Origin of the sequence: Jatrophihabitans sp. (assembly GCF_035474675.1) — a bacterium.
Lineage (GTDB): Bacteria > Actinomycetota > Actinomycetes > Mycobacteriales > Jatrophihabitantaceae > Jatrophihabitans_A.
Genome location: NZ_DATINC010000061.1, coordinates 18,025 through 38,050, shown reverse-complemented (window position 1 = coordinate 38,050; position 20,026 = coordinate 18,025). Strand labels below are relative to the sequence as shown.

General features: G+C 71.5%; 22 protein-coding genes and 1 tRNA gene. 13 read left to right on the top strand and 10 right to left on the bottom strand.

Going from position 1 to position 20,026, the window contains the following annotated elements; all coding sequences use genetic code 11:
* Window positions 1-541: ABC transporter permease (locus VLJ82_RS07305; protein WP_408662673.1), on the top strand; the 541-nt coding region annotated here is incomplete at its 5' end.
* Between the two features lie 11 nt (window positions 542-552).
* Here the strand turns inward: VLJ82_RS07305 and VLJ82_RS07300 are convergent.
* The 3 genes from VLJ82_RS07300 to VLJ82_RS07290 form a co-directional block, all read right to left on the bottom strand.
* Window positions 553-1,272, bottom strand: coding sequence for a GAF and ANTAR domain-containing protein (locus VLJ82_RS07300; RefSeq protein ID WP_408662672.1), 720 nt, complete (start codon window positions 1,270-1,272; stop codon window positions 553-555).
* A 192-nt stretch (window positions 1,273-1,464) separates the two neighbouring features.
* The gene (locus VLJ82_RS07295; RefSeq protein ID WP_408662671.1) at window positions 1,465-2,064 is read right to left on the bottom strand and encodes a DoxX family membrane protein; all 600 of its coding nucleotides are present in this window, start codon (window positions 2,062-2,064) and stop codon (window positions 1,465-1,467) included.
* A gap of 64 nt (window positions 2,065-2,128) precedes the next feature.
* Entirely contained in the window at window positions 2,129-3,094 is a 966-nt protein-coding gene (locus VLJ82_RS07290) for an NAD(P)/FAD-dependent oxidoreductase (protein ID WP_408662670.1), read from the bottom strand.
* Between the two features lie 93 nt (window positions 3,095-3,187).
* On the opposite strand from VLJ82_RS07290, the gene VLJ82_RS07285 reads away from it, so the two are divergent.
* From VLJ82_RS07285 to VLJ82_RS07270, 4 genes are read left to right on the top strand one after another with little or no spacing between them, the layout of a single operon-like run.
* Entirely contained in the window at window positions 3,188-3,607 is a 420-nt protein-coding gene (locus VLJ82_RS07285) for a VOC family protein (RefSeq protein WP_408662669.1), read from the top strand.
* A gap of 36 nt (window positions 3,608-3,643) precedes the next feature.
* The gene (locus VLJ82_RS07280; protein WP_408662668.1) at window positions 3,644-4,066 is read left to right on the top strand and encodes a VOC family protein; all 423 of its coding nucleotides are present in this window, start codon (window positions 3,644-3,646) and stop codon (window positions 4,064-4,066) included.
* 56 nt (window positions 4,067-4,122) lie between these two features.
* Complete coding sequence (locus VLJ82_RS07275; protein WP_408662667.1) at window positions 4,123-4,539, top strand: hypothetical protein; 417 nt, start codon at window positions 4,123-4,125, stop codon at window positions 4,537-4,539.
* A gap of 41 nt (window positions 4,540-4,580) precedes the next feature.
* On the top strand, window positions 4,581-4,889 hold the full coding sequence (locus VLJ82_RS07270) for a DUF3817 domain-containing protein (protein WP_408662674.1): 309 nt from the start codon (window positions 4,581-4,583) through the stop codon (window positions 4,887-4,889).
* 18 nt (window positions 4,890-4,907) lie between these two features.
* Here the strand turns inward: VLJ82_RS07270 and VLJ82_RS07265 are convergent, their stop codons facing one another.
* Window positions 4,908-5,495, bottom strand: a complete 588-nt coding sequence (locus tag VLJ82_RS07265; RefSeq protein WP_408662666.1) for a sigma-70 family RNA polymerase sigma factor — start codon at window positions 5,493-5,495, stop codon at window positions 4,908-4,910.
* A 112-nt stretch (window positions 5,496-5,607) separates the two neighbouring features.
* Between VLJ82_RS07265 and VLJ82_RS07260 the strand changes: the two genes are divergently transcribed.
* The 5 genes from VLJ82_RS07260 to VLJ82_RS07240 are packed head-to-tail and all read left to right on the top strand — an operon-like array spanning window position 5,608 to window position 10,858.
* Complete coding sequence (locus VLJ82_RS07260) at window positions 5,608-6,279, top strand: zf-HC2 domain-containing protein (protein WP_408662665.1); 672 nt, start codon at window positions 5,608-5,610, stop codon at window positions 6,277-6,279.
* Window positions 6,276-8,186, top strand: a complete 1,911-nt coding sequence (locus VLJ82_RS07255) for a copper resistance CopC/CopD family protein (protein ID WP_408662664.1) — start codon at window positions 6,276-6,278, stop codon at window positions 8,184-8,186. Before VLJ82_RS07260 ends, VLJ82_RS07255 begins: the two co-directional genes overlap by 4 nt.
* A 53-nt stretch (window positions 8,187-8,239) precedes the next feature.
* Window positions 8,240-8,743, top strand: coding sequence for a copper chaperone PCu(A)C (locus tag VLJ82_RS07250; protein ID WP_408662663.1), 504 nt, complete (start codon window positions 8,240-8,242; stop codon window positions 8,741-8,743).
* A complete protein-coding gene (locus VLJ82_RS07245; protein ID WP_408662662.1) occupies window positions 8,740-9,399 on the top strand; it encodes an SCO family protein in 660 nt (219 codons plus the stop codon). Before VLJ82_RS07250 ends, VLJ82_RS07245 begins: the two co-directional genes overlap by 4 nt.
* 13 nt (window positions 9,400-9,412) lie before the next feature.
* A complete protein-coding gene (locus VLJ82_RS07240; RefSeq protein WP_408662661.1) occupies window positions 9,413-10,858 on the top strand; it encodes a DsbA family protein in 1,446 nt (481 codons plus the stop codon).
* Between the two features lie 87 nt (window positions 10,859-10,945).
* Here the strand turns inward: VLJ82_RS07240 and VLJ82_RS07235 are convergent, their stop codons facing one another.
* Window positions 10,946-11,452, bottom strand: coding sequence for an HU family DNA-binding protein (locus VLJ82_RS07235; RefSeq protein WP_408662660.1), 507 nt, complete (start codon window positions 11,450-11,452; stop codon window positions 10,946-10,948).
* Window positions 11,453-11,489: 37 nt separating this feature from the next.
* On the opposite strand from VLJ82_RS07235, the gene VLJ82_RS07230 reads away from it, so the two are divergent.
* Window positions 11,490-11,562 (top strand) — tRNA-Ala (locus VLJ82_RS07230).
* 97 nt (window positions 11,563-11,659) lie between these two features.
* Here the strand turns inward: VLJ82_RS07230 and VLJ82_RS07225 are convergent.
* The gene (locus VLJ82_RS07225) at window positions 11,660-12,553 is read right to left on the bottom strand and encodes a nuclease-related domain-containing protein (protein ID WP_408662659.1); all 894 of its coding nucleotides are present in this window, start codon (window positions 12,551-12,553) and stop codon (window positions 11,660-11,662) included.
* Between the two features lie 502 nt (window positions 12,554-13,055).
* On the opposite strand from VLJ82_RS07225, the gene VLJ82_RS07220 reads away from it, so the two are divergent.
* Window positions 13,056-13,967 carry a hypothetical protein gene (locus VLJ82_RS07220; RefSeq protein ID WP_408662658.1) on the top strand — a complete coding sequence of 304 codons (912 nt, stop codon included), beginning with the start codon at window positions 13,056-13,058 and terminating at the stop codon, window positions 13,965-13,967.
* 281 nt (window positions 13,968-14,248) lie between these two features.
* On the opposite strand, the gene ptsP is transcribed toward VLJ82_RS07220, so the two are convergent.
* From ptsP to VLJ82_RS07200, 4 genes are read right to left on the bottom strand one after another with little or no spacing between them, the layout of a single operon-like run.
* Window positions 14,249-16,666, bottom strand: coding sequence for a phosphoenolpyruvate--protein phosphotransferase (gene ptsP, locus VLJ82_RS07215; protein ID WP_408662657.1), 2,418 nt, complete (start codon window positions 16,664-16,666; stop codon window positions 14,249-14,251).
* Between the two features lie 3 nt (window positions 16,667-16,669).
* Complete coding sequence (gene dhaL, locus VLJ82_RS07210; RefSeq protein WP_408662656.1) at window positions 16,670-17,293, bottom strand: dihydroxyacetone kinase subunit DhaL; 624 nt, start codon at window positions 17,291-17,293, stop codon at window positions 16,670-16,672.
* A gap of 2 nt (window positions 17,294-17,295) precedes the next feature.
* The gene (dhaK, locus tag VLJ82_RS07205; RefSeq protein ID WP_408662655.1) at window positions 17,296-18,297 is read right to left on the bottom strand and encodes a dihydroxyacetone kinase subunit DhaK; all 1,002 of its coding nucleotides are present in this window, start codon (window positions 18,295-18,297) and stop codon (window positions 17,296-17,298) included.
* A 1-nt stretch (window position 18,298) separates the two neighbouring features.
* The gene (locus tag VLJ82_RS07200; RefSeq protein ID WP_408662654.1) at window positions 18,299-19,057 is read right to left on the bottom strand and encodes an MIP/aquaporin family protein; all 759 of its coding nucleotides are present in this window, start codon (window positions 19,055-19,057) and stop codon (window positions 18,299-18,301) included.
* Window positions 19,058-19,224: 167 nt separating this feature from the next.
* Between VLJ82_RS07200 and VLJ82_RS07195 the strand changes: the two genes are divergently transcribed.
* Window positions 19,225-19,980: an IclR family transcriptional regulator gene (locus VLJ82_RS07195; RefSeq protein ID WP_408662653.1), complete on the top strand. Its 756-nt coding sequence runs from the start codon at window positions 19,225-19,227 to the stop codon at window positions 19,978-19,980.
* Window positions 19,981-20,026: the final 46 nt, after the last annotated feature.

Sequence of the window (20,026 nt, the reverse complement as noted above, 5' to 3'; positions counted from 1 at the left end):
GTTCCTGGTCACCTCGGTGGCGATGCTGCGCGAGCGCACCACCGGCACCCTGGAGCGGCTGTTCACCACCCGGCTGGCCAAGCTGGACCTGCTGGTCGGCTACGCGCTGGCGTTCGCGGTGGCCACCTGCGTCCAGATCGGGGTGGTGTGCGCAATCGCGTTCGGCTGGCTGGGGCTGGACGCGCCGGCCGGGGTGGGCTGGGTGCTGCTGCTGGCACTGGCCAGCGCGCTGCTCGGCATGTCGCTGGGGCTGCTGGTCAGCGCCTTCGCCGCCACCGAGTTCCAGGCGGTGCAGTTCCTGCCCGCCGTGGTGCTGCCGCAGTTCCTGCTCTGCGGCCTGCTCACCCCGCGCTCGCAGATGGTCGACGTGCTGCGCTGGCTGAGCAACGTGCTGCCGATGTCCTACGCCGTCGAGGGACTGGCCCGGGTCCGGCAGGGCAGCGCGGACGCCGTGCTGGTCCGCGACCTGCTGGTGGTGGCCGGCTGCATCGCCGCCGCGCTGGCACTGGGCGCGGCCACCCTGCGGCGCCGGACGTCCTGAGCCAGCCGGCGCTACTGCAGGGTCGGCAGGTCCAGCGTGCCGGTGTCGGCGACGTCGGCGGCGATGTCGGCCAGCTTGCGGTGGGTGTGCTGGCTGGCCACCCGCAGCAGGTCGAAGGCCTGCTCTCGGGTGATCTTGTGCTGGGCCATCAGCACCCCCATCGCCACCCCGATCTCGCGGTTGCTCTCCAGCGCGCGGGCCAGCTGGGCGGCGGTGTCTCCGCGGCGCAGCGCCGACAGCGCCAGCGCGCCGTGGGTGGACAGCAGCAGGCCGAGGGTCTGGTCGTTGTCGTCGAAGGCGTCCGGCTTGCCGGAGTAGAAGTTCAGGCCGGCGATCAGGTCATCGCCCTCCAGGAACATCCGGAACGACAGCATGGACCGCACGCCGGTCTCCTCGGCGGCCCGCTGCCCGAAACCCGGCCAGCGCGGCTCGTTGGGCAGGTCGCCGGTGCGGTAGGTGGTGTTGTCGACGATGGCGTCGACGCACGGGCCGTAGCCCAGCTCGTACTGGATCGCGTCCACCTGCAGTGGTATGTCGCTGGTCGCCGCCACCGTCTTGAAGCTGCCGGTCCGGCCGCGGGTGATCGCCGCATGATCGGCGGCCTTGACCACCTGCAGGCCGTAACTGGTGATCGAGGCCAGCACGTCCTCGGCGGAGCCGGACATGCGCAGGTGCGGCTCCAGGCCGGCGAACGCCTCGGCCAGCTGCTGAAGGGACTGGTCGGCCGTCATCGGACGGCACGAGGAGCAGAAGGTGTCACGGTCACAGGAGCCTCACCCAGGGGTGCAGTTGGCCGGAGCCAAACAGGAGCCGACCCTGCTGTCGAAGGCCCCGGTCACCCGTCGGGCCGACTGTACACCGCGGACGGTGTGGCCACGGCAGAGCCGACGGCGGACCGGAGCGGGGCTGAGCGGGCCTGAGCGTCAGACCGGCAGCTTGTCCCGGACGGTGCCGGCGGCCGAGTGCAGCGCGTGCCCGGTGTCGCGGCGCAGCTCGCCGGCGGTGTGGGCGGCGGTGGAGACGGCTGAGTGCAGCGCGTGCTCGGTGTCGCGGCGCAGGCCGCTGGCGGTGTGCCGGACCAGCCACGGCGTGCGCCTGGCCCACCAGCCCAGCGACGGCCGGCCCTGGGTGTCGACGGCGGCCAGCAGCAGGCCGCCCAGCAGGCCGGCGTTCTTCGTCAGGTGCAGCCGTTGCTGGGTGCGCCGGACCGGGTCCGGCTCCTCCCAGAACCGGTGGCCGGCCAGGGTGGTCGGCACCAGGCTGACGGCCAGCACGGTGGCCGAGAGCCGGGGCAGCTTGCCCAGCGCCAGCAGCGAGCCAGCGACCACCTTGGCGGCGGCGTCGGCCTTGACCACCTGCTCGGTGTTGGACAGTTGCGGCACCCGGGCTGCCAACGGGGCCAGCACCCGGTCGGCGGCGGCGACCCGGGGAGCCGGGTTGCGCAGGACGGTGACGCCGCCGGAGATGAAGCTGGCGGCGAGCAGGGGACGGGCGATCGCGCGGACCAGGACCATGGAGGTCATTCTGCCAACTCCGCAGCTGCCCCGTCACGCCGGCCTCGCACCGGCCCCGGTCGGCCAGGCGTTGTCAGGCGGTGCGGTCGGTCAGCCGGCTGGCCAGCGCGGTGCCCAGCCGCACCCCGGACAGGAACGCCGCCTCCACCCGGGGCCGTTGCGTCCAGCCGTCCCCGCAGGCGGCGATCCGGCTCGGCCACAGCTGGAAGCCGGCCGCCCGTCCGGAGGCGGGCTTGGCGCAGTCCCAGCGGTACAGGGCGGTCCAGGACGGCTCGGTGGCGATGCCCAGCACCCGGCGCAGCGCCTGCAGCAGCTCCGCACCGGCCTGCTCCGGCTGGTCTGCCCGCCCGGCGGCCCAGGAGGGCGTGGAGTGCGCGACCAGCACCGGCGCCCCGTCGCCGCGCCGGCTGCCGTCGTCGGCGATCCAGGACAGCCGCTCGTCGCCGTGCACGAACATGCCGTCCAGCGGCTTCCAGTCCCGCCGCGGCCAGCCGGCGGCCAGCGCCAGCACCGGCTCGAACCGGGTGTAGAGCCCGGCCCGCTCCCGGGCCAGCGCCGGGTGCAGGACGGCCCGGGCCTGCGGGTCGGGCATCGCCAGCACCACCGCCACGGCTGGCTGGCCGGCCACCGTGAGGCCCGCCGGCCCGGCAGCCACCAGGTCCACGTCCACCCGCTCGACGGGAAGGTCCCCGGCCAGGTCGGCCACCAGGCTGCATAGCCCGGCGCCGGCCGCCCAGCGCAGCGGACCGGTGGTGCGCTCGGTGGGAGCCGCGGGACGGTGCACGTCGAAGGTGTCGGTCCACGGCCGGGCCAGCCCACGCCGCTGCCAGTCCCGCACCACGTCGGCGAACCGGGCGTCGGACACCGTGAAGTACGAGGCGCCGACGTCCACCGGCCGGCCGGCGTGCTCGGCGGTGGCCATCCGGCCACCGGGCTCGCCGGCCCGGTCGAGCACCCGCACCGGCAGGCCGGCGGCGGCCAGGGCGCGGGCGCAGCCGATTCCGGAGATGCCCGCTCCGACCACGACCACCGGGTGCATCCGGCCAGCCTGCCACCTTCGGCGGGTGGCCGTCCCGGCGGACTGGGCACGATCGCGGCGGCCGGCCGCGGTTGCCCGGGGCACCCTTTTCCCATGCCGATCGCCGCCTCCGGGTACGCCCACGTCCGCCTGACGGTTCGCGACTTCGCCCGGTCCCGGGCCTTCTATGACGACGTGTTCGGCCTGCCGGTGGCCTACGAGCTGCCGCCGGACGCCGACGAGGACACCCGCCGGCTGCTCAGCTTCCTGATGGGCGGGGTGATCTATGCGGTCGGCGACAGCCTGTTCGGCATCCGCCCGGGCGCTCCGGCCGACGACCGGTTCGACGAGAACCGGGTGGGCTTGGACCACCTCAGCTTCGAGGTGGGCACCCTGGCCGAGCTGGAGGAGACCGCCGCCGCCCTCGACCGGCGCGGCATCGCGCACGCCGGCATCAAGGACATCGGCCGCCACCACATCCTGGAGTTCCGCGACCCGGACAACATCGCGCTGGAGCTGATCGCGCCCAAGTAGGCCGCCGGCGGTCGGCGGCGGTGACAGAATCGCCGGATGCCGATCCGCATCAGCTACTCCCACGTGCGGCTGACCGTCACCGATCTCGCGCGGTCCCGGGCCTTCTACGACCGGGTGTTCGGGCTGCCGGTCGCCCTGGAACTGCCCGAGGACGCCGACGAGGCGACCCGCGAGCAGCTGAGGTACCTGTTCGGCGGGGTGATCTACCGGCTCGGCAGCGCGCTGTTCGGGCTCCGCCCGGTGGCGCCGGCCAGCGACCGGTTCGACGAGGACCGGGTGGGCCTGGACCACCTCAGCTTCGCCGTCGACAGCGTTGCGGACCTGCAGGAGATGGCCCGGACGCTGGAGGACATCGGGGTGGCGCACGGCGGGATCAAGGACATCGGGGTGGCGCACATCCTGGAGTTCCGCGACCCGGACAACATCGCCCTGGAACTGTTCGCCTGGAAGCAGGGGTAGCCGCGCGCCGACTGGATCGCTGGCTCGCCGGGACGCCGACGACGTACCGTGAGGGCGTGTCCGGACGGCCGAGCAAGCTGACACTGCTGCGCCCGAAGTGGCTGCTGCTGCACGCGTTCGCGCTGGCGGCCTGCGCGGCGATGATCTGGCTCGGGCAGTGGCAGTGGCGGGTCGCGATCCGCCACCACGGCGACCTGCGCAACTACGCCTACGCCCTGCAGTGGTGGGCCTTCGTCGGGTTCACCGTGCTGATGTGGGGACGGGTGGTCACCGACCACCTGCGCTCGGACCGGGCCGCCGAGGAGAGGCCGAGCGGTGCCGCGAGCCCTGCCGGGCCCGCCGCACCGGCCAGCCGGTACCGGGGCTATACCCTGGCGCCGTCCAGCCCTGCCGTCGAGACCGATCCGGAGCGGCGCAGGTTCAACGCCTACCTGGCGCAGCTGGATGCCGCCGACCGAGAGGCTCCCGAGTGACCGCGACCGCTCCGCCCACCGGCCAGCGCGGGCAGCGTGGCTTGTCCGGATCGTTCCTGCGCTACCGGATCCTGGCCTACACCACCGGGGTGCTGCTGGTGCTGCTGTGCTTCGTGGCCATTCCGCTGAAGTACCTGGCCGACCACCCGGGACCGGTCGCGGTGATCGGCACCGCGCACGGCTTCCTGTTCATGGTGTACCTGGTGACCGCCCTCGACCTCGGCGTCCGGTTGCGCTGGCCGTGGCTCAAGCTCGGCCTGGTGATGCTGGCCGGCACGGTGCCGTTCGCCTCGTTCGTCGCCGAGCGGCGGGCCGCCCAGGACGTCCGGGCGCGGACCCGGCCGGCCTGAGCCGGGCTCCAGCCGGATTCAGCCGGTGCCGCGGGCGGTCCGGCCGCCGACTTCCAGCCCGGCCACCAGCGCGTCGCGGGCCCGTGCCACCCGGGATCGGATGGTGCCCACCGGGCAGCTGATCACCTCGGCCGCCTCGGCGTAGGACAGCCCCACCAGCTGGGTCAGCACGAATGCCTCCCGGAACAGCGGGTCGATGCCGTCCAGCAGCAACCGCAGGCTGACCGTGTCGGCGGGGTCGGCGCCACGTCCGGGCGGCTCCAGCTCGGCCACCGGGGTGCTGGGCCGGCGGGTGCGGATGGCGTCGGCGCACACCCGCCGGGCGATCGACAGCAGCCAGGTGCGGCCCGCGGACCGGCCGGCGAAGCGGTGCAGCGAGCCGAACGCGCGGGCGAAGGTCTCCTGGGTGAGGTCGTCGGCGTCCCGCCGGCTGCCCAGGTGGGCGCACAGCCGCCAGACGTCGCCCTGGCAGGCCCGGACGAACGCGGCGGCGGCGTCCGGGTCGCCGGCCCGGGCCTGCAGGGCCGCCAGCGTCACGGCGTCGTAGTCCTGGTCTGGCGGCGGCACCTGGGCGTCCCTTCGGCGGAGGTCGAGCGGGTCGGGCATCGGGAATTCGGTGTGCCGGGCACACCGGATGGGACGCGTCCGGCCGGGCCCGGCACGTGAGCCGGGCCACAGGCAGGGAACTTACCGGGTAGTTTCCCCGACTGAGGTGGGCATGAGCTGTGAGGCCTTCCGGGAGGCTGCCTCCGCCCGGCTGGACGGCGAGAGGCCCGGGATACCCAGCGTAGTGCTGGACGAGCACCTGGCAGGTTGCCCCGGTTGCTCGATGTGGCTGGACGCCGCCACCCGGGCCGGCCGGCTGCTGCGGGTGTCCGGGGTGACCCCGCCGGACCTGAGCGAGCCGATCCTGCGCGAGGCCGGGTTGCCGGCGGCCCGGCTGCTGCGCCGGCGGCGGGGGCTGCAGGCGGCGCTGATCGCGTTGGCCGGCCTGCAGTGGGCGGTGTCGGTGCCGGGGATGTGGGGCGAGAGCGTCGGAATGGCGGCGATGCACATGGGCACCCACCAGGCGCACGAGAGCGCGGCCTGGAACGTGGCGGTCGGCGCCGCGCTGCTGGCGGTGGCGCTGCGGCCGGCCCGGGCGGCCGGCACGGTGCCGATCCTGCTGGCCTTCGTGGCGGTGCTGTCGATGCTGAGCGTGCCGGATCTGCTGGACGGGGCGGTCACCGCTGCCCGGCTGGCCAGCCATGCCGGGGTGGCGCTGGGCCTGCTGCTGGTGATCGCCCTGGCGCGGGCCGAGCGGGTGCCCGGGCCCCGCCGGCCGGCGGTGCCGGCCGGTGGGCAGAGCCCGGTCAGGTCGCTGCCGCGGCGCAACCGGGGGGCGGCATGAGGCGCTGGCCGCTCGGGCTGCTGGCGGTGCTGGCGGTGGCGGTGCTGAACCTGCTGCTGGCAGCACCCGCCTCGGCGCACACCGTGCTGGTCGGCTCGGACCCGGCCGACGGCAGCCGGCTGGCCCAGTCACCGGCCTCGGTCACGCTGCGGTTCAACGAGCAGGTGGGCCTGGACCTGGGCTACCTGCGGGTGGTCGACTCGTCCGGCCGGCGGGTCGACAGCGGCCAGCCCAAGCACCCCGGCGGGGTGGGCAGCTCGGTGTCGGTACAGCTGCGGTCCGGGCTGGGGGACGGCAGCTACCTGGCCAGCTACCGGGTGATCTCGGCCGACTCGCACCCAGTGGCCGGCACCGTCCGGTACGTGGTGGGCAACGGCCCGCTGGACATCGGAGGCGGCGGCTCCGGGTCGGCGCCGGTCGACCGGGCGGTCTCGACGGGGCTGGCGACCAGCCACTGGCTCAGCTTCGCCGGGGTGGCGATGGTCGGCGGCAGCTGGCTGATCTTCACGCTCTGGCCGGCCGGCCGGCGGCACCGGGCGGTCCGGCGGCTGGTCTGGTCCGGCTGGGGGATAGCCGCGGCGGGCGCTGTCACCGAATATCTGCTGGAGGGGCCGTACGCGGCCGGGACGGGGTTCAGCACCCTCACCCGGGGCAGCCTGCTGGACGCCACCCTGCACGACGGCACCGGCCCGTTGCTGTCGCTGCGGGTGCTGCTGCTGGGCGTGCTGGGCATGGAGCTCACCGCGTTGCTGGGCCGCGGTTCAGCGGCCGGCGCCCGGCCAGCGGACGATCCGGAGCGCCGGCCCAGCTGGGCGCCGGAGGCGGCGGCGATCGTCGGCGCCGGCATCGTGGTCACCTTCGCGGCGTCCGGGCACACCCGTTCGGCCAGCCCGCGTTCGCTGTGGGTGCTGGTGGACGCGCTGCACCTGACTGCCATGATCGTCTGGCTGGGCGGCGTGCTGGTGCTGGCGGTGGCCGCGCTCAGCTCCCGCCGTGCGGCTCGTGCCGAGGGCGGACTGCCGGACGCCGGGGCGGCGGACTGGCCGGACGACTGGCCGGACGACATGCCTGACCGGGAGGCCGACCGGGTCCAGCTGGCGGCCGGGTTGCCGGTCTTCTCCCGGGTCGCGATGGCCTGCATCGCCACCCTCGCGGTGACCGGCACCCTGCAGGCCTGGCGGGAGGTCGGGGCGCTGGACGCGCTGGCCAGCACCCGGTACGGCCAGCTGGTGCTGATCAAGGTTGCGCTGTTCTGCGCCATCCTCGGGCTGGGCTACCTGGCCCGCCGGGTGGTGCTGCGGTCGGCCGGTACCGAGCGGCCGGCGGACCCGGACGAGCCGGTGGACCTGCCGCTCGGTGGAGCCCCGCCTGGCGCGGGTCGTGAGCCGGCCGGTGCGGGGCTGGAGCCGGCCGGTGCGGCGCTGGGTACGGCGACCGCGTGGCGGGTGGCGGCGCGGCCGGAGCCGGGGCTGCCGGCCAGGCTGCGCCGGACGCTGCTGGTTGAGGTGCTGGTGGGTGCCCTGGTGCTCGCGGCCACCGCGGTGCTGGTCTCGCAGCCGCCCGGCAAGGTGGCGCTGGCGGCCGATCGCAGCAAGCCCCGGCAGGTCAGCGTGCGGGTGAATGCCGCCACCGAGGCGACGGTGCAGGTCACGCCGGGCGTGCACGGCAACGTCCGGTTCGAGGTGCAGCTGGCCGGCGGACCGGCGGCGACCGCCGTCACCGCGACCGCCAGCCTGCCGGCGCAGCAGCTGGGGCCGATCCCGGTACCGCTGAAGGCGTCCGGCCCGGGCAGCTACACCTCGGCAGTGGTGTCGCTGCCGGTGGCCGGCACCTGGGAGATCAGCCTGACCGTGCAGACCTCGGAGTTCGACTCGACGGTCGCGGTGGCCCGGATCAAGGTGTTCTGAGTGCCGGGACGCTCACAGCAGGTTCCGAACTCCGGTGGGGGATCATGGGTGGCGTGAAACGCATCCCGGTGTCGATGGTCCTCGCGGTGCTGCTTGCGGTGGCCGGCGCGGCCGGCCTGGTCCGCGGCGCGATGTCGAACTCGCCGGCCGCCGCGGACGTCGCGGCCGCGCCGGAGCAACCGATCGTGGCGAGCGGCGGTTACGTCCGGGAGCCGGCGAACGGGGTGAACGCGGCGGCGTACTTCACCCTCTACAACACCACCGGCACGCCGGACGTGCTGACCGGCGTGGACTCCGGGGCGGGCGAGCAGACCACCCTGCACTCCGACTCGCGCGGCGGGATGCGGCAGATCTCTGGGTTGAGCATCCCGGCGCACGGCAGCGTCAGCCTGCGGCCGGGTGAGGGGCACGTGATGATCGACAAGCTCTACAGCCCGCTCGAGGCGGGCCAGAGCGTCAACTTCCGGCTGACGTTCGCCAAGGCCGGGCAGCTGCTGCTGACTGTGCCGGTGATCGCGATCGGCGCGCCGGCCCCGACCGCCGAGGCGCCCCGATGAGCCGGCTGCGCGGTGCCGGTGCGGCGCTGGCCGCGGCGGTGCTGCTCGCCACGCTGGCCGGCTGTGGGTCCGGGGGCTCGGACGGCTCGCCGGCCGCCTCGGCCTCGGCCAGCGAGCTGAACGACCATGCCGCCGGCAGCGGCTACTCCGGGCTCGGCCTGGACCCGCCGCAGCCGCGGCCGCAGTTCACCCTCACCGACACCGCCGGCAAGGCGTTCCGGTTCGGCGCCGACACCGCAGGCAAGCCGACCCTGCTGTTCTTCGGCTACACCACCTGCCCGGACGTCTGCCCGACGACGCTGGCCGACATCGCCAACGCGTTGCGGGAGGTGCCCGAGGCGGTGCGCCAGGCGACCCGGGTGGTGTTCGTGACCACCGACGTCAAGCACGACACCGCGCCGGTGCTCAAGAGCTACCTGGCGAAGTTCGATCCGGGGCTGCCGAACCGGTTCATCGGGCTGTGGGGGAGCCAGTCGGAAGTGGACGCAGCCCAGGTGGCCGCGCACGTGACACTCGCCGAGGACGAGGGCCGAACCCATTCGTCCGAAGTGCTGCTCTATGGTACGGACGACTACGCACGGGTGGCGTTCCTGCAGAGCACCAACCAGGCCGAGCAGGTGGCCCACGACCTGCCACTGGTGGCCGATACCAAGTAAGGGGTTCGACGACGTGAGGTTCCCAGAGCTGACCACCCGGCTGCCTGCCCGTCGAGAGCCGGTCGTCCGCCGGGAGCCACCCGGCTGGGCGGGGCTGGTGGGCGTGGTGGTCCGGGTGGTGCTGGCGGCGGTCTGGGCCTGGGCGGCACTGGCCAAGATCGGCGACCCGCGCCGGTTCGTGCAGGTGGTGCGGGCCTACGACGCCACCCCGGAGTGGCTGTCCAAGGCGATCGGCTACGGCCTGCCGAGCCTGGAGCTGGTGCTGGCCGTCCTGCTGCTGATCGGATTGATCACCCGGTACGCCGCCGCGGTCAGCGCGGTGTTGCTGGTGGTGTTCCTGGTCGGCATCATCCAGGCGGCGGCCCGCGGGCTGGAGATCCAGTGCGGCTGCTTCGGCGGCGGGGGAGGGCCGTCCACCTCGACCTCCTACACCCTCGACATCCTGCGCGACCTCGGGCTGCTGGTGCTGTCGGCGTTCCTGATCCGGTGGCCGCTGACCAGGTTCTCGGTGGACCGGGCGATCATCGCCTCGGAGATGGTGCCGGAGCTGACCCCGAAGCAGCGCAAGAGCGAGAAGAACGTCCGGCGGTACCGGGCCGCGGTGGCCGCGGCCGAGACCGAGCTGCGGTACAAGCAGCGCTACGTCGCCGCCGGGACGGTGGTGGTGCTGCTGCTGGTCACCCTGATCGGGGCCGGCGTGCAGAGCGGGCGGGCCTCGATCAGCTCCGACGTCGACACCACCAACGCCTCGGCCGCGACCGGGGTGCGGGTGGGCAACCAGCAGGCGCCGGTGCTGGTGGACGTCTACGAGGACTTCCAGTGCCCGATCTGCAACGACCTGGAGCAGAGCGGGCTGGCCACCGACCTGGCCGCCAAGGTCAAGGCCACCAACATCAGGGTCAACTACCACGTGATGTCGTTCCTGGACTCGCTGTCCAACGGCAACAAGTACTCCTCGCGGGCGGCCAACGCCGGCTACTGCGCCGCCGACGAGAGCCCGGATGCGTTTCAGAAGTTCCACGACATCCTGTTCGGGAAGTCGGGCGGGGTGAACAACCAGCCGGCCGAGGGCAGCAAGGGCAAGCCGGACTCGCAGCTGACCGCCTGGGGCAAGGAGGCCGGCATCACCAGCGCCGCCTTCTCCACCTGCGTGACGTCGAACCAGCACAAGGACCTGGTAGCCGCGGTGACCGAGGCCGCGTCCAAGCGGGGCGTCAACGGGACGCCGGCGGTGTTCGTGGCCGGTACCCGGGTGGGCTCGGAGGGTGACGCGGTGACGGTGGCCCAGGTCGACGCGGCGATCTCCGCAGCGCTGGCCAAGGCCAAGTCCACCGCGGCGCCGTCACCGACCCCGTCGGCAACGCCCACCTCGCGGGCGTCCACCTCGGGCTCGACCAGCAAGCCGGCCTCGACCAGCCCGTCGCGGTCGGCGTCCCCGTCGGCCACCACGTCGAAGTAGCTCCGTGGTCGGCCCTGGTCGGGCCGACCGCGGACAGCAGAGGGGGCCGGTACCTGGCGGTACCGGCCCCCTCTGCGCGTGCTGGGGTTACTTGTTGGCGGCGTCCTTCAGCGAGCTGCCGGCGGTGAACTTGACGGTGTTGGCGGCGGCGATCTGGATGGTCTCGCCGGTGGCGGGGTTGCGGCCTTCGCGGGCGGCACGCTTGCCGACCGAGAGGGCGAAGAAGCCGGGCACGCTCACCTTGTCGCCCTTGGCGACGGCCGCTTCCAGGGTGGTCTGCAGGCTGCGCAGCACTGCGTCGACCGTCTTCTGCTCGAGATCGGCGTTCTCGGCGACCGCGGTCACCAGTTCCTTGCGGTTCACGAATGTCTCCTTATGAGTGTCCTCGCCGCGCGGTGGTGGTTCAGGTTCGTCGGCGCTGGGCCGGTGCGGCTCGCCCCAAGTATGGCTGAGAGGGCTCCAAGTCAAGAAATCCGGGGGGTCTCGGCGTGGCGGACCGGCTCTCCGGAGGGCTCTTGGTGATCTTTGGGACGGTTCGGAGGGGGTTCGGCAGTGGGCCGGCGGCGGGCGGTCGCTGGCGCTGTGTAAACTCACTTCCCGGCTCGCCGCACCAGGGTGGGTTGCTTGATAAGGGGCTGTGGCGCAGCTGGTAGCGCACCACACTGGCAGTGTGGGGGTCAGGGGTTCGAGTCCCCTCAGCTCCACCCATTTCTAAAGGGCTAGAGGCACTTGGCTTTCCGCCCGAAAGCCGGGTGGTAGCCAATGCCAGGGACGAATCTCGCTCCGTATTCCTCAGACTAACTAGAGCAGAGCAGAGTCGCTTGAAGGCTTCGCGGGGAGCCGGGCGGCGAGGTGCCGGGCGAGCTGAGCCCTCACCGGGGCGTCGAGAGGGCCCGCGGTCGAGACGAGCTTGGCCGTCCCGCCGAGGCCTTGTACGCGTACTTCGTTGATTTCGATGGTCCCGAAGAGCGGGAACTCGGCGTCGATGAAGCACAGCGCCGCGGTGATCGGGACGTCCGCGAACTCCGCACTGTCGCTCAATGCCGCGCGTACCGCGTCGACCTGCCAGCCCATGGCGTCGAGCAGCTTGGTCTTGTCTCGTCCGGCCACCATCAGCTGGGTCCGGACCGGGCTCAGAAACCCGCTGGATCGCCGGACGGCGATCTTCGCGTTCCGGTAGCGCTTGGCGTCGATCACATACACACCGGCTGGACCGATCACGATGTGATCGATGTTGGCTCGACTCTTCGGGACTTGCCGGTCGTGCAGCGCGATGACGGTGTCGCCGAGACTCGCCAGCTTCTCGCCGAGCTTGCGTTCTCCGGTCGCGCCGGACTGCCACGCCCGAGTGGACTGAGGGTCGTCGGACAGGGCGAGGATCAAGCCCCCGAGCCGTGGATGCGCCTCGCGGATGCGGTGCTCGCGCTTGCTGTGCCGCCGAGCGAACTCCTGCTGCGCAGATCCGCCGGCCACTCCCAACTCGATCGGCGCCGGCTCTATCGGTGGTGGAGTGGCGGCGGCACCCGCCAGCATGGGTTGCGCACAGGGCAGGCACCAGACGGCTCGCGTCGCCCGATCCCAGGCCGCCTGCTCGCCAGCGGCAAGAGCCGCCCCGCAGGCGCAGGTATCCGGACGGCGGAGTGTCAGGACCTTGAGCGAGGTGTTGGCGGCAGGGTCGGGGAGGTCGATCGACACGGTGGCCTCCAACTGACGTCCCCGACGTGAACTACCCGTTAAGTCTGCCTGGGGTGGGGCCAGTCCGCAAGATCGAGTTGGCTCAGTGGGAGCGCTTTCCACCGGACTCGATAGCGGGCTGGCCGCGCCACAGCCGGCCCGCACCTAGTCCCTAGCTCTCAGCCGGCGAGCCCAGCGCTTCGCGCTCCGGTCGCCGTGTCACCTCCAACGACCAAGACCGCATCCGGGAATCACACCTTGCATCTGGTCTAACGATTGGGAATCGTCGACGGGAGTTGACAGATCAGGCGGAGCTCGCCGATCTCCTCGGCCTCTGAGCCATCACCGCCGCCCGCTGGCCCCTCACCGCCCACGAGTGGGCCACCACGCAGCTATGCGCCGCGTCCCGGACACAGCACAATGATTACCCTCCAGAACGGGCCCCTTTCCCTCGCCTGACGATGATGAGGCAGAGGTCGGTCTTCGTCGCTGCGCAACAGCAGCAGGAATCGCGGGAGGAACAGTGCAGCTGCACCCCGGCGACGACCAAGGCCCGACGGCACCGGATGACGTCGAGCAACATGCCGACGAATTCTTCACAGAGACCAGGGCGCTCGTCGGCGACCGTTTCGCTGAGGCACGATTCGATCCCGACCGCGGTCTGCGCGTCACGATCATCGACCTGACTGACCAGGACACCACCGCCATCACCGACCTCGCCCGCCGGCTCGGCATCGCCAGCTGGGTGCGTGTCGAACGCGCCAAACCAGCAGACCTCGAAGCGTGGGAGCGGCTCAGACATGACCTGCAGCGGCTCTGGAGCGCGGAGCCTAGGCTACTGCTGGCGTCTCCGACTCCCGACCCGGGTTATCGCCGCCCGCCGGTGGAGATCTGCCTGACTGCCGCCGCCGAGTCCACAGCAGCCGACCTGCACAACACCTACGGCGACTTCGTATCGCTGCGAGTCGGCGCCCTGCCCTACCCACCCGCGGCACACCTGCCAAGCCCGTCGCGAAGATCAGCTCGGACCATCGACCGGGACCCGGTGAACCCGGCCGAGATGGGCATCGTCCTGGAGGCGCCGTTGGCGCTGCGCAGCGGCCAGACAACGACACATGGCCTACTGCTCACCAACCTCAGCGACCATGACATCAGCGTCCACACCAACGGCCAACTCACCGCGACCATCATCAACGACGCCGGCGCGGTAGTTGGCGGCCCCGACACCGGAGGAGTACGGATCGCACCGTTGGTGACCTTCACCGCCGCACCTTCTGAGACCGTCCGGATACCACTGCTCGTCGGCACCGCCAGCTACTCACCCGAGCTCGGCTACGCCGTCCCGGCCGGATCCTGGCACCTGACCGTCCCCATGAACCTCGCCGATGGCCGCCACCTCCTCACACCCGCACTCCCGCTGACCATCACCCGCTGACCCCCCGAGGGATACCAGGAACGGGTACGCGGTCTTGACTGGCCAATAGTCGCCGGTTCGAATACATCCCCTGCGCCGACAGACGACCGAATACCTGATCCGGCGCCAGACCGCGACACCATCGGTCGCGAATATCGCCGGAGTCGTCCGACGTCGAGTCCATGGCGCCTAAATGTCACCTCCAACAGGGCCCGACGATTCCGCAATTCGTCCGAGAAGCCGATACCGGACGCGGCATCCTCGCTGTGGGGATCTTGGTTCTAGCACGCCGGCCGGGTCGCTCATTCGGACGCGATGCGCCGGACCTCACTCGCGCTCGCGCACGTCAGGGCTTTCGCGGCCACCTTCGCGGCGCGCATGGTGTCGATGGTTCGCACCACCTGCTTGATCCGCGCAACGGCCGGCGCGGCCACGCTGAGCGAGTCGACGCCGAGGCCGAGGAGCAACTGGGCGGCGACCGGGTCGGTGGCGATCTCTCCGCAGACCGATACGGACGCGTCCCCCGCTTGGCGGCACAGTTCGGCGATCAGCCGCAGCACGCCCGGGTCGAGCGGGTCGGCCAGCGTGGCCAGCGCCGGGTTGCCGCGTTCGGCGGCGAGGGCGTACTGGGTCAGGTCATTGGTGCCGACGCTGAAGAAATCCACGTGGGGCGCGAAGGCTGCCGCTTTCAGCGCCACCGCTGGTACTTCGACCATGATCCCCACCCGGAGGCTGTCGGGTCGGTGGCCCGAACACGCCTCGTCGAGCAGCGCCGTCGCGGCCAGCAGCTCGTCCAGCGTGCTGACCATCGGGAACATGACGCTGACCGGTGCGTCGGCGGCGACGGCGCAGATCGCGCGCAGCTGTTCGAGCAGCAGGTCGGGATGGTGGAGCGAGAGTCGCAGTCCGCGGATGCCGAGGAAGGGGTTGGCTTCCGCCGCGACCGGGGCGAAAGGTAGTGGCTTGTCGCCGCCGGCGTCGAGGGTTCGGAAGACGACGCGCCGCCCGGCGAACGCGTCGGTGATGGCACGGTAGGTCGCGTCCTGTTCTCCAAGCGTGGGCGGCTCGGCGCGCGACTGGAACAAGAACTCGGTGCGGACCAGCCCGGCACCGTCGGCGTGGGCGTCGGCGGCGGCCTTGGCATCGTCTACCGAGCCGATGTTGGCGTTGATTGCGATGGTGACGCCGTCGACCGTGACCGCCGGCCGCATGGCCGCCGCGTGGGCGACGGCCTCGGCGCGGTTCCGGTTGGCGAGGCGAGCTCGGTATTCGCGCACGACCTCATCGGCCGGATCGATGAGCAGCTCTCCGGTGTCGCCGTCGACGACGAGCGGCGTGCCGTCCGCGATCTCGAGCACGTGCGTTCCGGCCGCGACGAGCATCGGGATGCCTTTCGCAGTGGCGAGAATGGCCGCGTGCGAGGTTGCGCTGCCGTAGGCCAGCACGACGGCCTGGACCAGTCCGGCGTCCAACTCCGCGGCCTCGGCCGGGGTCAGATCCGCGGCGACGAGAATGCCTGCGCGCGCCCCGAGCCCGGTGTCGATACCGAGCAGGTGGCGGAGCACCTGGTCGCCGACCGCGCGGACGTCGGCCGCTCGGCCGCGCAGGTACGAGTCGTCGAGCTGGCTGAACTCGTGCTCGACACCCGTGACCGCGTCTTGCCAGGCACGAGCTGGGCCGAAACCCGAGTCGATGAGGTGCCGCGCCTCGTTCAGCAGCTCGGCGTCGTCGAGCAACATCAGGTGCGCATCGAAGATCGCGGCGTCGCTCTCGCTGGTCTCGCGGCTGATCCGCGCGCGGGTACGGGCCAGATCGCGGCGCGTCGCCGCGAGGGCTTCGCGAAGGCGCCGCCAGCGGGTGGTCGCGTCGCCGGGTTCGTCGTCAGGAATGACCACGGCCCGCGCGCCAGCCCGGCGGGCCGGTGCGATGGCGATGCCCGGTGAGGCGACCACCGGCCCTGCGGTCTCGGTCGGGCGGCGGGGCGGCTCCGGCGCGTCCTGTTCGTCGAAGTGCCGGCCCGCCAGCGCGAGGATGTGCTCGAGTGCTTCGGCCGCCTGACTGCCGGTGACCGATACCTCGACCTGGTGGCCCTGCCGCGCGCCGAGGGTGGCTACCCGGCTCAGGCTCGATGCGGGGACAGGGCCATCGCCGGTGGTCAGGTTGGTGAGGTGCACCCGCGCGTCGTGGGTGCGCACTTGCGCGACGAGGCGAGCGGCCGGCCGGGCGTGCAGCCCGTGCGGGTTGCCGACAGTGAAGACGCCGCGAACCGCGTCGCCGTCGGTCATGCTCTCGGTGGCGATGACCGCACCTGAAGTGGCCGCAAGATGGGCCACCTTGCCAGCGAGCGCTCCGCTCGCTTCGGCTGCGACGTCGGCCGTTGTGCCGCCACCTGCGGCCGTGACCACTGCGGCGACCAGCCCTTCGACCAGCGGAGCCGGGCTGAGCACGACGCGGGCACGGGTCGCCTCGTCGAGCAGGTCGAGTGCGAGCTCGGCGCTGAGCAGCGCGCTGCCCAGGTCGAGCAGGACGACGACGCCATCCGGACTGTCGACGCGTTCGATCGCTTCCTTCACCTGGACCGCGTCCGTGCCCAGTGTCGTCTCGTCCAAGCCCGCGGCGATCGCGATGCTCGGGCGATGCCCGTGCAGCATCTGCTCGGCGAGTTCGACCGCGGCGCGCGCGAGCGCCCGGCTGTGGGAGACGACGACGATACCGACCATGATTCAGGCCAGTGTCGTCGCCGCGGCGCGCACCAGGAGAGCGGCCGAGGTCGCGCCGGGATCCTGGTGCCCGATGCTGCGCTCGCCGAGGTAGCTGGCCCGTCCTTTGCGGGCCAGCATCTCGATGGTCGCGTCCCGGCCCTTGTCCGCGGCCTCCGCCGCGGTCCGCAGCGCGACGCCGAGCGGATCGCCCTTTCCTGCCTCGAGTGCCTCGACCGCAGGAGCCAGGGCGTCGTACATCGTCTTGTCCTCGCGCTCGGCCTTGCCGCGCGCGACGATGCCGTCCAGGCCCGCTCGCATCGCAGCGGCAAATCCGGTGGCATCGAGCTCGGCGACGTCGCCGGCTGATGACCCGAACCGCAGCAGGAAGGTGCCGTAGAGCGGTCCGCTGGCTCCACCGACGGTGCTCACCAGGGTCATGCCTGCCTGCCTGCACAACTCACCGACGGTGTCACCACTCAGGCCGGCGATGACGGCGGACATGCCGCGCTCCATGTTCGTGCCATGGTCGGCGTCACCGATGGCCGCATCGAGTGTCGTCAGCTCGTCACGGTGATCGGTGACAAGCTGCGCGAACTCTCTCAACCAGCTCTTCAGCTCGTCGAGCGTGATGCGTCCCTCGGTCATCGTCAGATCCCCCAGCGCAGCGCAGGTGTGCGAACCGGAGCGTCCCACAGGCGCAACAGTTCGTCGGAGGTACGGAGCAGCGTGACGGAACAGCCGGCCATGTCGAGCGAGGTGATGTACGGCCCGACGAGGCTGCGGGCGACGCCGATGCCGTGCGCTGACAGCAGCTGCGCAACCTCGTTGTACATCAGATACAGCTCGATCAGCGGAGTGCCGCCCAACCCGTTGACGAAGGCGATGACGCTGTCTCTGCGATTGAACGGAAGGTCCTGCAGCACCGGCTCGACGAGCATGGTGGCGATCTCTCTGGCCGGCGCGTGCGGAACCCGTCGGCGCCCCGGCTCGCCATGGATCCCGACGCCGAGTTCGATGTCGGACTCGCCGAGTTCGAAGGTCGGCTTGCCGTTCGCGGGCACGGTGCAGGACGTGAGCGCGATACCCATGCTGCGTCCGTTGGCATTGACCTCGCGGGCGATGTCGGCAACCTCTTTGAGCGGTCGACCCTGCTCGGCTGCTGCACCCGCGATCTTCTCGAGCAGCACCGTGACCCCGACGCCGCGGCGGCCGGCCGTCCAGGTGCTGTCCTGCACTGCAACGTCGTCATCGGTCACCACCGAGACGACCTCGACGCCGGTCTCGGCGGCCGCGAGTTCGGCGGCCATCTCGAAGTTCATGACGTCGCCGGTGTAGTTCTTCACGATGTGCAGCACACCGGCCCCGCCGTCGACCGACCGGGTGGCCTGGAGCATCTGGTCCGGGACGGGGGAGGTGAACACCTCGCCGCAGCAGGCGGCGTCGAGCATCCCGAGGCCGACGAAACCGCCGTGCAGCGGTTCGTGACCCGAGCCGCCACCGGAGATCAGTCCGACCTTGCCCGGCCGCGGCGCGTCTCCGCGGTAGATGATCTTGTTGGCATGATCGACCCGCAGGTCCGGGTGCGCTGCCTCGATTCCGAGCAGGGCGTCGCTGACGACATTCGCCGGGTCGTTGATGAGCTTCTTCATGTCAGACCTCCGCGGGGACGAGGTCGGCCGCGTTGCTGGGCGCGTGCTGGTCGACCGAGGTTCGGGAGACGGCGCCGAAGGCCAAGGCCGCGGCCGCGCCGGCAAGCAACTCCGCGGCGATGTAGACCGGCAACTGCGTCCAGTGCACAGTCCCTCCCCAGATCTGCTGGATGAGCATGGGACCGATTGTGCGCGCTGGGTTGATGGAGGCGGAGGTGGTAGGCGCAACGACGATGATGATGGCAAAGACCGCGAAACCGATGGCGACCCCGGCGAAACCGGCGGTCGCGTTGCGGTGGATCACCCCGAAGACGACGAACACCAGGATGAACGTGCCGATGAACTCGGCGCCGAATGCTTGCGGCCAGTGCACCGTACCGCCGTACTGCGCCACGCCGAGACCGAGGTCGGACGCCTTCTTGCCCAGCACGACGATGATCGCAACCGCGCCGAGCACTGCACCGGTGACCTGGGCCGCGACGTAGGCCGGTACCTGCCGCCACGGGAACTTGCCTGCCGTCGCCAGCCCCACGGTGACCGCAGGATTGATGTGGCAGCCGGATACGTGTCCGAGCGCGTAGACGGCTGCGATGACCACCAGGGCGAAGGCGAAGGAGATCATGCCGAGGTCGGCCATGGTGAAAGGTGCGTTGCCATTGACGATCAACGTCGCCGGCACGGAGCCGACACCGATGAACACCAGGAAGGCCGTTCCGATGACCTCGGCCGTGAGCTTCTGTCTGATCGACGGTTCGTCCATTGCCCTGCACGCTCCTGTCTCTGGTGGCAGCCGAGACGACCGGTTCGCAAAGTGCCGTGATCTCGACTAGCATTCGATAATGTCGAACGATGTGCGGGAAATTACGCCTGTGCTTCAATCTCGTCAAGGGTTGTTCCGATGTCGAGGGACGAAAGGGGACGAGACACGTGATCCAGTCCGTCGACCGCGCAGCCCGCGTGCTATTCGCGTTACAGGGCGAGCGACGCCTGGGCATCGCCGAGCTCGCGACCCGGTTGGAGCTCGCCCCGTCGACGGTGCACGGCATCGTGAGAACGCTGGCCGCGCATTACCTGGTCGTGCAGGACCCGGGCTCCGGGCGGTACCAACTTGGTCCAGCCGTCCTGCGTCTGGGCAACGTCTATCTGGACACGCTGGAACTGCGTTCGCGAGCGATGTCGTGGTCAGAGGAGTTGGCCCGCCGCACCGGGATGGCGGTGCGGACGGGCGTGCTGGCCGGCGAGGACATGGTGATCATCCACCACGAGCCTCGCCCCGACGGCAGCCGGCAGATGCCCGAGACGGGGATTGTGATTCCGGCCCACGCGAGCGCGCTGGGCAAGGCTCAGCTGGCGTTCCTGCCGGCTGAGACCGAGCGTGTCCTCGCCTCGGCGCATCGCAGCATGACCGGTGAGACGATCACCGATGCCGCCGAGCTGCGGAAGGAGCTCGGCGCTGTCGCCCGCACGGCACTGGCCGAAGAGAAGGACGAAGCCGTGCTGGGCGAGTCCAGCGTGGCCGCACCGATCTTCGGCGCGTCCGGCACGGCGATCGGGGCGATCGCCGTGGTCCTGCCGACCACCGATTGGCCGGTCGGGGAACCGGTCCGCGACGCCCTGCGGGAGGCGGCCCGCAACGTGTCCCGCGAACTCGGCGCCATCCGCTGGCCAGCCCAATCCACTTAGCAGGCCAAGCCAGCGCGGCACCTCCTGACGGTGCTCGTGCAGGGCC

What these genes read in the sequence shown, in the direction of transcription:
- VLJ82_RS07300 (WP_408662672.1), bottom strand. Translation starts at nt 1,272, where the DNA reads ATGACGGCCGACCAGTCCCTTCAGCAGCTGGCCGAGGCGTTCGCCGGC.
- VLJ82_RS07295 (WP_408662671.1), bottom strand. Translation starts at nt 2,064, where the DNA reads ATGACCTCCATGGTCCTGGTCCGCGCGATCGCCCGTCCCCTGCTCGCC.
- VLJ82_RS07290 (WP_408662670.1), bottom strand. Translation starts at nt 3,094, where the DNA reads ATGCACCCGGTGGTCGTGGTCGGAGCGGGCATCTCCGGAATCGGCTGC.
- VLJ82_RS07285 (WP_408662669.1), top strand. Translation starts at nt 3,188, where the DNA reads ATGCCGATCGCCGCCTCCGGGTACGCCCACGTCCGCCTGACGGTTCGC.
- VLJ82_RS07280 (WP_408662668.1), top strand. Translation starts at nt 3,644, where the DNA reads ATGCCGATCCGCATCAGCTACTCCCACGTGCGGCTGACCGTCACCGAT.
- VLJ82_RS07265 (WP_408662666.1), bottom strand. Translation starts at nt 5,495, where the DNA reads ATGCCCGACCCGCTCGACCTCCGCCGAAGGGACGCCCAGGTGCCGCCG.
- VLJ82_RS07260 (WP_408662665.1), top strand. Translation starts at nt 5,608, where the DNA reads ATGAGCTGTGAGGCCTTCCGGGAGGCTGCCTCCGCCCGGCTGGACGGC.
- VLJ82_RS07255 (WP_408662664.1), top strand. Translation starts at nt 6,276, where the DNA reads ATGAGGCGCTGGCCGCTCGGGCTGCTGGCGGTGCTGGCGGTGGCGGTG.
- VLJ82_RS07245 (WP_408662662.1), top strand. Translation starts at nt 8,740, where the DNA reads ATGAGCCGGCTGCGCGGTGCCGGTGCGGCGCTGGCCGCGGCGGTGCTG.
- ptsP (WP_408662657.1), bottom strand. Translation starts at nt 16,666, where the DNA reads ATGGTCGGTATCGTCGTCGTCTCCCACAGCCGGGCGCTCGCGCGCGCC.
- dhaL (WP_408662656.1), bottom strand. Translation starts at nt 17,293, where the DNA reads ATGACCGAGGGACGCATCACGCTCGACGAGCTGAAGAGCTGGTTGAGA.
- dhaK (WP_408662655.1), bottom strand. Translation starts at nt 18,297, where the DNA reads ATGAAGAAGCTCATCAACGACCCGGCGAATGTCGTCAGCGACGCCCTG.
- VLJ82_RS07200 (WP_408662654.1), bottom strand. Translation starts at nt 19,057, where the DNA reads ATGGACGAACCGTCGATCAGACAGAAGCTCACGGCCGAGGTCATCGGA.